Here is a 12,849-nt window from a genome sequence, read left to right on the forward strand (position 1 = left end):
GGGATCGTCGCGATCAAGGCGTACGCCTCAGCGGATCAGTCGCGTGCCTTCTCCCGCATCTCGTAGGTCTCGATGATGTCCTCGACCCGGATGTCGGAGTAGTTGGCGAGCGTGATACCGCACTCGAAGCCCTCGCGGACCTCGGTGACGTCGTCCTTCTCCCGGCGCAGCGAGTTGATGGTGGTCTCGGTGACCACCACGCCGTCGCGGAGCAGACGCGCCTTGGCGTTGCGTCGGATGAGCCCGGTCTGCACCATGCAGCCCGCGATCGTACCGATCTTGGAGGAGCGGAAGATCTCGCGGATCTCGGCGGTGCCGAGCGCCGCCTCCTCGTAGATCGGCTTGAGCATGCCCTTCAGCGCGGCCTCGATCTCGTCGATCGCGGCGTAGATCACCGAGTAGTAGCGGATGTCGACGTTCTCGCGATCCGCCTGCTCGGTGGCCTTGCCCTGGGTCCGGACGTTGTAGCCGATGATCACCGCACCGGAGGCGGCCGCCAGCGACACGTTGGTCTCGGTGATGGCACCGACACCGCGGTCGATCACGCGCAGCGACACCTCGTCGCCCACGTCGATCTTGGACAGCGCCTCCTCCAGGGCCTCCACCGAACCGGCGGAATCGCCCTTGAGGATGAGCAGCAGCTCCTGGGTCTCGCCCTTCTCCAGCTGCTCGAACAGCTGGTCGAGGGTCTTGCGGCGGGCACCGGCGGCCTGCGCGGCGGCCCGGCGACGGGCCTCCCGCTGGTCCGCGATCTGCCGCGCGGTCCGGTCGTCGGCGACCACCAGGAAGGAGTCACCGGCACCCGGGACCGAGGTCAGACCCAGCACCTGCACCGGCATCGACGGCGGCGCCTCATCGACGCTCTCACCGATGTCGTTGACCAGCGCCCGGACCCGGCCGTGGGCCGGACCGGCGACGATCGAGTCACCGACCTTCAGCGTGCCGCGCTGCACGAGCACGGTCGCCACGGGGCCGCGGCCCTTGTCCAGGTGCGCCTCGATGGCCACACCCTGGGCGTCCATGCTCGGGTTCGCGCGCAGGTCGAGGGCGGCGTCGGCGGTCAGCACGACCGCCTCCAGCAGCTCCTCGAGCCCCTGACCGGTGGTCGCCGACACGTCGACGAACATCGTCTCGCCGCCGTACTCCTCGGGCACCAGACCGTATTCGGTGAGCTGACCGCGGACCTTGGCCGGATCGGCGGTCTCCTTGTCGACCTTGTTCACCGCGACCACGACCGGCACCTCGGCCGCCGTGGCGTGGTTCAGCGCCTCGATGGTCTGCGGCATCACACCGTCATCGGCGGCCACCACGAGCACCGCGATGTCGGTGGACTTGGCGCCACGGGCACGCATCTGGGTGAACGCCTCGTGACCGGGGGTGTCGATGAAGGTGATCGCCCGCTCGTTGTCGTCGACCTCGGTCGCGACCTGGTAGGCGCCGATGGACTGGGTGATGCCACCGGCCTCCTTGGCCACCACGTTGGACTTGCGCAGCGCGTCCAGCAGCTTGGTCTTACCGTGGTCGACGTGACCCATCACGGTCACGACCGGCGGCCGGGCGGCGAGATCGGACTCGTCGCCCTCGTCCTCACCGAACTCCAGGTCGAAGCGCTCCAACAGCTCGCGGTCCTCGTCCTCGGGCGAGACCACGGTGATGTTGTAGTTCAGCTCGGCACCCAGCAGCTGCAGGGTCTCGTCGTTGACCGACTGGGTGGCGGTCACCATCTCGCCCATGCCGAAGAGCACCTGCACCAGCTGTGCGGCGTCGACGTTGATCTTCTCGGCCAGGTCGGTCAGCGAGGCACCACGGCGCAGCCGGACGGTCTGCCCGTCCCCCTGCCGGATGCGTACGCCACCGATCGTCGGCGCTTCCATCTGGTCGAACTCTTGGCGCTTCTGCCGCTTCGACTTGCGGCCCCGACGGGACTGCCCGCCACGACCGAACGCACCCTGGGTACCGGCGCCACCGCGACCACCGCGACCGCGCCCACCCCCGGGCGGACCGCCCATGGGGCCGCCACGACCGGGGCCACCGCCACCGGGACGTCCCCGACCCGGGCCGCCGCCACGGCCGCCACCGCGACCGGGAGCGGCACCGAGCTGGGAGGAGCTCTGCTTGGGCATCATCGCCGGGTTCGGCCGCGGCATCCCCGAGAGGGCACCCGGACGCGGCCCGGGACGTGCACCGTCGCCACCGCGCGGGGCACCCGGACGAGCGCCACCGCGACCCTCGCCACCACCGGGGCGAGCCCCGTCGGGACGCGGACGCCGGCTCTGGGTCCCCATCCCCTGCGAGGAGGAGAACGGGTTGTTGCCCGGACGCGGGGCGCCCGGACGCGGCCGCGGGCCACCACCGGGCAGGCCGCCGGTGGAACCGGGACGCGGCGCCGGACGCGGGCCCGGCACACCGGGACGGCCTTCGGTCGCGGGACGGGCCTCGGCCGCGGGGCGGCCCTCACCCGAGGCGGCCGGGCGCTGCGGCATACCGGTGTCACCGGAGCCGGAGCCGGAGCCGGCTGCCGGACGCGGCGCGGGGCGCGGCCCCGGACGGGTCTCGGGGCTGTTCGCCGAACGCGGCGCAGGAGCCTCGGAGCGACGGGTCTCGGTCGGCCCACCGGCGGCCTTGGGCATCCGCGGGGTCGGGCGCGGACCGGGGGTCGGCGCCTTCGGCGCGGCGGCACCCGGCTTCGGGGCGGGCTTTGCCGACGGCTCGGCGGGCTTGGCCGGGGCCGATGCCTCGGCCTTCGGCTGCGGCTTCTCGGCGCCGTCGGCCTTCGCCTTCTCGGCGGCGGGTGCGGGGGCGCTCTTGGCGGCGGCCTTCTTGGCCGGTGCCTTGGCTGCCTTCTCCTTGCTGCCGCCACCCTGTTCCGACTCGATCCGATCGCGGAGCCGCCGGACCACCGGGGCCTCCACCGTCGAGGACGCGGAGCGGACGAATTCGCCCATGTCGTTCAGGGTCTTCAGTACTTGCTTGCTTTCGAGTCCGAGTTCTTTAGCGATCTCGTAGACGCGGGGCTTGGCCACTACTCTCCTTCTCAGCCCGCGTCTGTGCGCGGACCAGCTAGTTGCGTTGCTTGCTCATCGGTGCGTACTCATCGAGTGGTCATGAGCGTCAGCCCACCTTCTGAATCGTGCCCGCCCACAGTGGCCGGGCGCTGGAACCGCACCCGCGTCGGGAACCGACGCGGGAACGCCGTCCAGTCTATGCCTACGGTGGTGATTTCGCATAAGCGGCCCGCAGCGTGGCCGCGTCCGGAACCGTACCGACCTGGCCGCGGAGCGCCCGGGCGAACGCCCGGCGGCGGAGTGCGGTCTCGATGCAGTCACCCTCGGGATGCAGGTACGCCCCGCGTCCCGGCAGCCGGTGTTCCGGATCGGGCAGCACACTCCCCTGTTGCAGCACCACCCGGAGCAGGTCACCGGCTGCTGCCGGCGTACGACACCCGATGCAGGTCCGTACCGGACCGCTCCTCTCACCCATCCACGACACCCTAGCGATCACAGCCAGCCACAGCCGACACACAGGAAACACCGATCCGATTGCCAGCCCCGAGCGACTGAATGGGGGCCAGCGATCGCAATGGGGTGAACGCTGATGGGGTGGAGTGAAGCGGACGCCGTTCACACCCACCGATCCGGACGGATCCGGTCCCTTTCCCTGAGGATCCGACCGAGTTGGTGGGGGTGGACGGCGTCCGTCCCGTCTCCGACCCGCGTCCCGTTTCGGGCCCGCGCGGCGCGGCCCGGACCGGAGCCGCCCCCGGTCGGCAACAATGGGAGGCGATGAGCATCTGGCAGGAGTTGCTGCTGCGCGCCACGGCGACCCAACCGGTACCCAGCCCGCAGACCGTCGCCCTGCTCGGACTGCTCGCCCTCGGCCTGGTCATCGCCGCGTGGCCGGCCACCAGGATGGTCGCCACCATCGCCCACGAGGCCGGTCACGGGCTGGTCGCGGTGCTCACCGGCCGCCAGCTGACCGGCATCCGGCTGCACTCCGACACCTCCGGGCTGACCCTGTCCAGGGGTCGGCCGCGCGGGCCGGGAATGGTCGCCACCCTGGCCGCGGGTTATCCGGCACCGGGTCTGCTCGGTTTCGCCGCGGCCTGGCTGCTGGCCGCCGGGCATGCGATCGGGCTGCTCTGGCTGGTGGCGTTCGCCCTGGCGGCCATGCTGCTGATGATCCGCAACTTCTATGGTCTGCTGGTGCTGCTGCCGGCGGTGGCCGGGATCGCGGCGGCCTCCTGGTATCTGCAGCCGATCCACCAGTCCTGGCTGGCCTATCTGGTCTGCTGGGTGCTGCTGCTGTCGGCCCCGCGGCCGGTCTTCGAGCTCGCCGCCCGCGGCGGGCGTACCTCCGATTCGGCGCAGCTGGCCCGCACCACCGGCATCCCGGCCGGGATCTGGACCTTCCTGTTCGGCGTACTCACCATCTCCTGCCTGATCGGCGGGATCGCCGTGCTCGCCCCTGAGGTGCTCGGCCGCTGACCGGTCATCCCTAGACTCGGCCCATGTCCGACCCCCGGGAGAATCCGCGACCCGACACCGATCCGCGGTGCATCCTGGTCCGCGGCGCCCGGGTGAACAACCTGCGCGCGGTGGATGTCGAGGTGCCGCTGCGCCGGCTCGTCGGGGTGGCCGGGGTGTCGGGTTCGGGAAAGTCGTCGTTGGCGCTCGGGGTGTTGTACGCCGAGGGCTCGCGTCGCTACATCGAGGCGCTGTCCACCTACACCCGACGCCGGATGTCCCAGGCGCCGCGCGCCGCCGTCGATTCCGTGCAATACGTGCCGGCGGCCCTGGCCCTGCGGCAACGACCCGGTATCCCCGGCGTCCGCTCCACCTTCGGCACCGCCAGCGAACTGTTGAACGTGCTGCGGTTGATGTTCTCCCGGCTCGCCCGGCACCTGTGCCCCAACGGCCACCGGGTGCCACCGACCATCGACGTCGCCGCCGAGGTGCCGTTCACCTGCCCGACCTGCGGGGCACCGGTGCACGCCCCGAGCGCGGAGGAGCTGTCGTTCAACTCCACCGGTGCCTGCCCCCGCTGCCAGGGGCTTGGCGTGGTCCGCCAGGTGGATGACGCCGCCCTGGTACCGGATCCGACGAAGACCCTCGACGGCGGTGCGGTCGTACCGTGGAACATGTTCGGTTTCAACGTGCAGCCGGCGATCGCCCGCGAGTTCGGAGTACGCACCGATGTGCCCTGGCAGGACCTGACCGATGCCGAGCGCGAGATCGTGCTGGCCGGGCCGGAGGAGAAGAAGCACATCACCGTCACCTCCCGCAACGGCGTGCACGATCTCAACTTCACCTTCCGCAATGCCCGGTTGTCGGTGACCAAGGAACTCGAACGCGCCGATACCGACAAGCGGCTGGCCCGGGTCAGCCGCTTCCTGGTCGAGGGCCCCTGCCCGGCCTGTCACGGCACCCGGTTGCGCCCGGAAGCCCGCACCCCGCAGATCGGGGACCTCGATCTGGCCGAGGCGACCGCGCTCTCGCTCGGTGCACTGGTCGAGTGGGCACCGACCGTGCCCGCGACCCTGCCCGCCGACATGCGCCGGATGGCCGACGACCTGGTCGGCGCCCTGCAGGGCATGGCCGGCCGGTTGCTGGAGCTCGGGTTGGCGTACCTGACGCTGGATCGCGCCTCCAGCAGCCTCTCCACCGGGGAGCGGCAGCGGGTGCAGCTCGCCCGCGCGGTCCGCAACCGGACCACCGGGGTGCTCTATGTGCTGGACGAACCGTCGATCGGATTGCACCCGGCCAATATGGAGGGCCTGCTCGGGGTGATGGGCGATCTGCTCCGCGACGGCAATTCGGTGGTCTTCGTCGACCACGACGTGCAGGCCCTGTGCCGGGCGGACTGGCTGATCGAGCTGGGCCCGGGGTCGGGCACCGAGGGCGGCCGGGTGATCGCCCAGGGCACCCCCGCCGAGCTGTCGGATGACCGGGATTCCTTGCTGGGTGGGTTCCTCGGCGGCACCGAGGAGGTCGTGGTACGCGAGCGGGCGGCCGCCGACGAGCTGTTCGCGCACGGTGCGATCCGGATGACGACCGAGGCGATCCACACGGTGCACCCGTTGTCGGCGGAGTTCGCGCGGGGGCGGTTGATCGCGGTGACCGGGGTGTCGGGTTCGGGGAAGACGACGATGGTGCTCGAATCGCTCGTACCGGGCCTGCGGGCCCGCGCCGAGCAGCGGCCGCTGCCGCCGCCGGTGACCTCGCTCGAGGTCAGTCCGGAGCCGCCGAAACCGTTGCGGGTGCTGGTCGTCGACGCCTCCCCGATCGGGGTCAACGTCCGCTCCACGGTGGCCACCTATTCGAAGGTGATGGACGATCTGCGGGAGGCGTACGCCGACACCGACGCGGCCCGGGCGGCGGGGCTGACGGCCTCCGATTTCTCCTACAACACAGGATCTCTGGCCTGCCCGCGCTGCGGCGGTACCGGGGAGATCTCACTGGACGTGCAGTTCCTGCCCGATGTGGACATCGAGTGCCCGGCCTGTCTCGGCAACCGGTACGCCCCCGAGGCGGCGGCGTACCGGCGGGACGGGTTGGCGCTGCCGGAGCTGTTGAAGTTGACGATCCGCGAGGCCCTCGAGACCGTCACCGGGCTCAGCCGGGTCCGACGTCGACTGCAGGCCTTCGACGAGCTGGGCCTGGGCTATCTCACCCTCGGCGAGGCGACCCCGGTCCTCTCCGGTGGCGAGGCGCAGCGGCTGAAGCTGGTGAATCAGTTGCACCGCAACCAATCCGATGCGGTCTTCGTGCTGGACGAGCCGAGCGTCGGGCTGCATCCGCTCGATGTCCGCACCCTGGTCCGGGTCCTGGATCAGCTCACCCGGCGCGGTGCGACGGTGATCGTGATCGAACACGATCTCGATCTGATCGCCAACGCCGACCAGGTCATCGACCTCGGCCCCGGCGGCGGCACCGACGGCGGCCGGATCGTCGCCACCGGTACGCCCCAGCAGGTCGCCGCCGACCCCGCCTCGATCACCGGCCGCTACCTGGCCAGCACTTGAACTGGGACCAACCCCCGAGTCGGCGAGCGTCCAGCGGCGCGCCCCCGCGATGCAGGCCCACCAAGGAGAAATCCCCGCGTCGCAGACTCGACCGACGCCCATTCCCGCGTGGATTTCGACGACTGGGCCGAAGAGCGGGGATTGGGCGCGCCGCGCGCGAGCCGACAGCTCAATTACTCCGTGTCGGGGCGGATGTCGATCCGCCATCCGGTGAGCCGCGCGGCCAACCGGGCGTTCTGCCCCTCGCGGCCGATCGCCAACGACAGTTGATAATCCGGGACGATGACGCGGGCGGCGCGCAGGTTCTCATCGACCACGGTCACCTTGCTCACCTTGGCCGGGGAGAGTGCCTGGCCGACGAACTCGGCCGGGTCGTCGGAGTAGTCGATGATGTCGATCTTCTCCTCGTTCAGCTCGTGCATCACCGCGCGTACCCGCTGCCCCATCGGGCCGATGCAGGCACCCTTCGCGGACACATTGGGGTCGGTGGACTTGACCGCGATCTTGGTGCGGTGGCCGGCCTCGCGGGCGACGGCCTTGATCTGCACGACGCCCTGCTCGATCTCGGGGACCTCCATCGCGAAGAGCTTCTCGACCAGCCCCGGGTGGGTGCGGGAGACCACGACCTGCGGGCCGCGCACCTCCTTGCGTACCGACACCACATAGACCCGCAACCGCTTGCCGTGGCTGTAGTCCTCACCGGGCACCTGCTCGGCCTGCGGCATGATCGCCTCCAGGCTGCCCAGGTCGACGCGCACGGTGCGGGCGTCGCGATCCTGCTGCACGACACCGACGACGATGTCGCCCTCGCTGGCGGCGAAGTGGCCGTATTTGCGCTCGTCCTCGGCATCGCGGAGCCGCTGGAAAATCACCTGGCGGGCGGTGGAGGCGGCGACCCGGCCGAAGTCGGCGGGGGTGTCGTCGTATTCCCCGATCCGGTTGCCGTCCTCGTCCAGCTCCGGGGAAAGCACCTGCACCTTACCGGTCTTGCGGTCCAGATGGACCCGCGACCCGGGGACCGGGTCCTCGGTCTTGTCGTAGGCGTTCAGCAACGCCTCCTCGAGCGCGGTGACCAGCACCTCGAGGGGGATCTCCTTGTCCTTCTCGATGGTGCGCAGCACCGCCATGTCGATGTCCATCAGAGATTCCCTTCCTCGTTCTTGCGGTTCAGTTCGACCTGAACCATCGCCTTGGCGATGTCGGCGTACGCCCAGCGCTGATCCTCGGTGGTCTGCTTCTTCGGGTCGACCAGGACGCTCAGGGTGGCCCCGTCGTCGTCGCTGGCGGTGATCCGGCCGGTGACCGGTTCGCCCTCGTTGGGGGTGATCTTCACGAGTCGGTCCTGATTGCGGCGCCAGTGCTTCGGCTCGGTGAGCGGGCGGCCGGTGCCGCGGCTGGAGACCTCGAGGGTGTACGCCGCATCGCCGACCGCGTCGGTGTCGTCGAGGGCGGTGGAGATCGCGCGGGTGGCCTCGGAGATGTCATCGAGGCTGGGTCCGTGACCGTCGGGTCCGTCGCCGTCGACGGTGACCCGCAGCAGCCGGCGCTTGCCGGCCGGGACGGACTCGAGGGCGTCGAGTTCCAGTCCGTGCTGGGTCAGGATGGGGGTCAGCAGGGCAGCCAACTGGGATTCCTTCACGCCACTCACCTCTCCCTGCGCGCTCCCGATGTCCACGGGGCCCGCGATCCGATTGTCGGTCTCAGTTGTGCGGTGCAGCATACCCGCCGACGCGAAGGAGTGGCAGTCCACCGACGGGCGCGTGGTGCGATAGCGTCGGCGGGTGATCTCCACCGACCGTCGCGGCTTCCTGGCCGCCGCGGGGGCCGGGATTCTCGCCCTGACCGGTTGCACGGTCAGCGATCCGCGCATCGTCGGCGGCCCCACCGCGCCTCCCCCGCAGCCCTCGCCCAGTCCGTTGCCGACCATTCCCGGCCAGCAGGTGGCGATCGGCCTGGAGAGCGAACTGGCGGCGTCGTGCGCGCGGTTGCAGCAGAACGCCGGTGGGTTGCAGCTGCCGGCCCCGCAGGCCGCTGCGGCGGGTTGGCTGGCCGCGGCGCATCAGGCGCACCTGACCGCCTTGCTGGGGGTACGCCCCAGCGACCGGCCGACCACGCTGCCCACCCCGGATGCCCGCTGGAGCCCCCGACCGGTGCCGACACCGACGGTGACGCTGCCGACGGATCGGGCGGCGGCGCTGCGGGTGGTGACCGAGCTGGAGGGCCGCGGTACCGATCCCTACCGGGAGTCTGCGCTGGCCAGCTCGGGCACCACGGCGCTGCTGTGGGGTTCGCTCGCCGCCTACACGCGCGCGGCCGCGGTGCTGCTGGGCAGCACCTCGACCCGGCCGGAGCCGCCGGCCGCGGAGATCCGCCCACCCGCGTCGGCGAGTGATGTCGAGGCACCGCAGCAGCTGCTGCGCCAGACCGATGCGCTGGTCTACGGCTATCAGGTGGCGATCGGTTGGTTGCGCGGCGCCGAGGCGCAGAATGCGCTGATCGTGCTGGGCCGCCGCCGCGCGCTGCGCGATCAGGTGACCGCGCTGCTCCGCGACCGCGGCCAGCAGGCCCCCGCCGCCGAACCGGCGTACCAGCTGACGGTGCAACCCACCGATCCCGCCACCGCCCGGGAATTGCTGTGGCGGATGGAGATCGCGTTCGCCCCGTTCGCCGGCGGCTGGCTCGCCGCCGCCACCCAGACCCCCGATCGCCGACTCGCCCAGGAGGCCCTGGAGGACACCGTCCAACTGGCCGTCGGTTGGGGCGGCCCGCTGCCGGTCTGGCCGGGTTGGCCGTTGTAGGTCATTCAGTCGAGCGACGTACGCCCGACTGGTCGACCTGATAGCGCTCCCCACGGACGACCAGATCGACCAATCGCGCCCGCGGATCGAACGAGTCGAGACAGCCCGAGGCCGTGACGGCACCGTCGATGCCGACCTCGAGGCCGAAGATCGATCCGATCACCAGCTCACACCAGGCACCGGCCGACGAGCAGCTCCAGTCGATCAGGTAGGGGTACTGGCCGGGCGCTTTCCGCGCCCCGCCGTCGATCGGCGGCACCGCATCCTCGACGAAATGTGCCTGTCCAGGCGGTCCCTGCTGCACCGTGCGCGACAACCCCTGCACCCAATCGGCGACGATCTCTGCACCGCCGAGCGCGATCGCCGACCGGGCCGCGTCGGCCGGCCAGGCGGGATACGCACCGTTCCACTGGTGATCGGGGCGGACCGAGAAGCCGGCGTCGGCGTCGGCAGCGGACAGTGCCCGCAGCCAGGCCGGGGTACGCAGCTCCCGATCGAAGAAGTCCACCATCTCGGCACGGCACGAGTCGTCGAGGTCGGCTGCAATCGTTGTGCCGACGGTGGCGAAGTCGTAGCAGTGCCGGGTCGGTTGCAGGGTGCCGTCCGGTTGCCTGGCATTGAAGAAGCCGTCACCGGGCCGGTAGAGCGCGAGCACCTCGGGCACCAGGTCCGTTGCGGCATCCCGCAGCCGTGCGGCATCCTCGGTGCGGCCCTCCAAGTCGCTCACTGCGGCCGCTGTCCGCATCGACCAGACGTTGGCAGCCTGCAGGCTGGCCACCTCGTGCACGTAGCTGGACACGCATTCGAGCAGGTTGTCGATATCTCCGTAGTCGGCCAGCGGGGAGCTGCCGCGTTTGTCCATCCAGCTCACCGCCCAGTCCCGCAGGTGATCTCCGACGCTGCGGCGATTGCCGTCCGGACCGACGATCTCCTCGGCGAGGAACGCCAGATCCCCGGTGAAGCGGAGGTAGTCGCTGACCAGCCGGACCATCGCGTACTGGTTCACCGAGTACCAGTAACCGACCGGACCGCCGGTCAACCATTCCGTGCCGAAGTGCCGGTTGATGTCCAGACCTACCCAGTGCGCCAACTGTCGGCGCAGCACGTTGGGATCGAGTTGGGCGTGCACGTGGGAGCTCAACGAGTAGTCCCAGATGAACGTGGTGGTCTGCCAGTAGCGCGGCATCAAGGTGTCGTAGGTTCGGCCGAGGACCGAGGCGGGGTTGTCGCGTCGGAACCAGATGGTTCCCAGGGCGCCCCACCAGTAGAGGGCCCGGAGCGCCGCGTTCGAGGTTTCCAACCTGGGCAGGGATCCACCGTAGAGGTCGTTGCCTGGAGTGAAGATCGCCTCCAGTTCGGCGTTCCACGCCGACTCAGCGGCTTCCACGGCCCCCGCCACATCACCACGTATCCGGTCCGCCGCGGCGCGCAATGCCTCTTCGTCGGCGCCGATGAGGTGCAGATAGGAACCCTCCCAACTGCGTCCTGCGTCGAGGTCGGTGTCGATCTCGATGAGTCGCGGGGTCGGTGAGCGATCCTCGACCGGCTCACCTGCCGAATCCAACAACACCTGCAGGCTGTGTGCCGGCGGCCCGCTCGGCACGTCCGCGACCTGCCGGCCGGCCGGTGACAGGTCCCGACGGCAGCGCACACCTTCTCCGTCGCGACCGGGCTGCGGGCTCCCCCAACGCCACGATCCCTGCCGATGCAGGGAATTGTCCTGTTGAGGCGGTTCCGCAGCGAGCCACGGATGGTCAGCCTGGGTGACCAACGAATGGACCCAGACACCGAGTCTGAGGGCACGCCGGGTCGCGGCGGTGTTGGTCACCCGGATCCGTACCAGCACGCCCGGCTCCCCCCACGGAACCACGGTCACCGTCTCGACGTGCCAGTCGTCGATGACGGTCTCTCGCAGCACCCGGTCCGGTCGCCAGGTGTGCCGCACGGGTTGCCCGGAGGCCTGCGCGAGCCGGCCGGCCAGGTAGAGCCGTCCCGAGACGGAATCCCCTTGGGAGACCGGTGGCACATTGAGGGAGCGGACAGCCAGCACGTCATGATCGACCTGCACGGTCGCCCAGTGGTTGGTCAACCCGAAGGGGCTGATCATGTCGTCGTGGCGGTCCTCGATGGTGGCGCTGGTGAAATCGTCAACGGTCGGGATCGATCGCAGATCCGGTTCGGGATCGGTCACAGACAGGGCTCCTCAGAACTGTCCCAGGGAGAGGCCCCGGGCGAAGAATCGTTGTGTCAGCAGGAAAAGGACGACTGTCGGAACAGAGACGATCAGACCGCCGGCAAGCACCACCGGCATGGTCGATCCACCGTAGGTGCTCTGCAATGCCGATAGCGCCGGCATTACCGGGCGAACGGTCTCGGACTGGCTCAGCGACAGCCCGAGCAGCAGGTCGTTCCAGACGAAGGTGGCCTGCAGGATGAAGACCGCGAAGAGCGCACTGACAGACATCGGCAGGTAGATGCTCCAGAAGGTACGCCAGACGGAGGCCCCGTCCAATGCCGCCGCCTCGAACAGGTTGTAGGCCACACCGGAGAAGAAGTTGCGCATCACGAACGCCGAGAACGGTACGGAGATCACCGTGTAGATCAGCACCATGCCGACACGGGTGTCGTACAGGTCGGTCTCGACGTAACCGATGAACAACGGCATCAGCACCATCTGCAGTGGGAACACGGTGGAACAGAAGATCACCACGAACCAGGTGAATCCGTGCCGGAGCCGTAGCGCGATGATCGCGAACCCGGCCATCGCGCCGATCAGTACGGCGATGATCGGTGACACGATCGCATAGATCGCGGTGGAAACGATGCCGTCCGAGATCCGGCCCAGAGTCCACGCCTGGCCGAGATTCTCTATCAGGCCGGTGAATCCGCCCGGTTGCCAGACATTCACCACACCGTACTCGTCCTTGCCCTTCATCGCATTGGCGACCATCAGGTATACAGGCAGCAACCAGAGCACCCCGAGAACCAGAAGCACGATCCGCCGCAGGGTGTCGCTCACTCGCGTGCTCA

9 protein-coding genes are annotated in these 12,849 nt (G+C 69.8%); 3 read left to right on the plus strand and 6 right to left on the minus strand.

The window, feature by feature from the left end:
• Window positions 1–35 precede the first annotated feature (35 nt).
• The gene (infB, locus tag C8D81_RS06710) at window positions 36–3,023 is read right to left on the minus strand and encodes a translation initiation factor IF-2 (protein WP_133625749.1); all 2,988 of its coding nucleotides are present in this window, start codon (window positions 3,021–3,023) and stop codon (window positions 36–38) included.
• Between the two features lie 184 nt (window positions 3,024–3,207).
• Entirely contained in the window at window positions 3,208–3,480 is a 273-nt protein-coding gene (locus tag C8D81_RS06715) for a YlxR family protein (protein ID WP_094360702.1), read from the minus strand.
• A 302-nt stretch (window positions 3,481–3,782) separates the two neighbouring features.
• Here C8D81_RS06715 and C8D81_RS06720 point away from each other — a divergent pair, with 302 nt between their 5' ends.
• Window positions 3,783–4,484 (plus strand): M50 family metallopeptidase, encoded by a 702-nt coding sequence (locus tag C8D81_RS06720; RefSeq protein WP_094403740.1) that lies wholly within the window; start codon window positions 3,783–3,785, stop codon window positions 4,482–4,484.
• A 23-nt stretch (window positions 4,485–4,507) separates the two neighbouring features.
• Window positions 4,508–7,021, plus strand: a complete 2,514-nt coding sequence (locus tag C8D81_RS06725) for an excinuclease ABC subunit UvrA (protein ID WP_133625750.1) — start codon at window positions 4,508–4,510, stop codon at window positions 7,019–7,021.
• A 173-nt stretch (window positions 7,022–7,194) separates the two neighbouring features.
• On the opposite strand, the gene nusA is transcribed toward C8D81_RS06725, so the two are convergent.
• Together nusA and rimP are read right to left on the minus strand one after the other, a co-directional pair.
• Entirely contained in the window at window positions 7,195–8,160 is a 966-nt protein-coding gene (gene nusA, locus C8D81_RS06730) for a transcription termination factor NusA (RefSeq protein WP_094360707.1), read from the minus strand.
• Window positions 8,160–8,660, minus strand: coding sequence for a ribosome maturation factor RimP (gene rimP / locus C8D81_RS06735; RefSeq protein ID WP_229120161.1), 501 nt, complete (start codon window positions 8,658–8,660; stop codon window positions 8,160–8,162). The genes nusA and rimP overlap by 1 nt, the downstream gene beginning before the upstream one ends.
• A gap of 142 nt (window positions 8,661–8,802) precedes the next feature.
• Here rimP and C8D81_RS06740 point away from each other — a divergent pair, with 142 nt between their 5' ends.
• On the plus strand, window positions 8,803–9,819 hold the full coding sequence (locus C8D81_RS06740; protein WP_133625751.1) for a DUF4439 domain-containing protein: 1,017 nt from the start codon (window positions 8,803–8,805) through the stop codon (window positions 9,817–9,819).
• Between the two features lies 1 nt (window position 9,820).
• On the opposite strand, the gene C8D81_RS06745 is transcribed toward C8D81_RS06740, so the two are convergent.
• Window positions 9,821–12,010, minus strand: coding sequence for a glucosidase family protein (locus tag C8D81_RS06745; protein WP_208109131.1), 2,190 nt, complete (start codon window positions 12,008–12,010; stop codon window positions 9,821–9,823).
• Window positions 12,011–12,022: 12 nt separating this feature from the next.
• Window positions 12,023–12,838, minus strand: a complete 816-nt coding sequence (locus C8D81_RS06750; protein WP_229237929.1) for a carbohydrate ABC transporter permease — start codon at window positions 12,836–12,838, stop codon at window positions 12,023–12,025.
• Window positions 12,839–12,849: the final 11 nt, after the last annotated feature.

Source organism: Enemella evansiae, from assembly GCF_004362375.1.
Classification (GTDB): Bacteria; Actinomycetota; Actinomycetes; order Propionibacteriales; family Propionibacteriaceae; genus Enemella; species Enemella evansiae.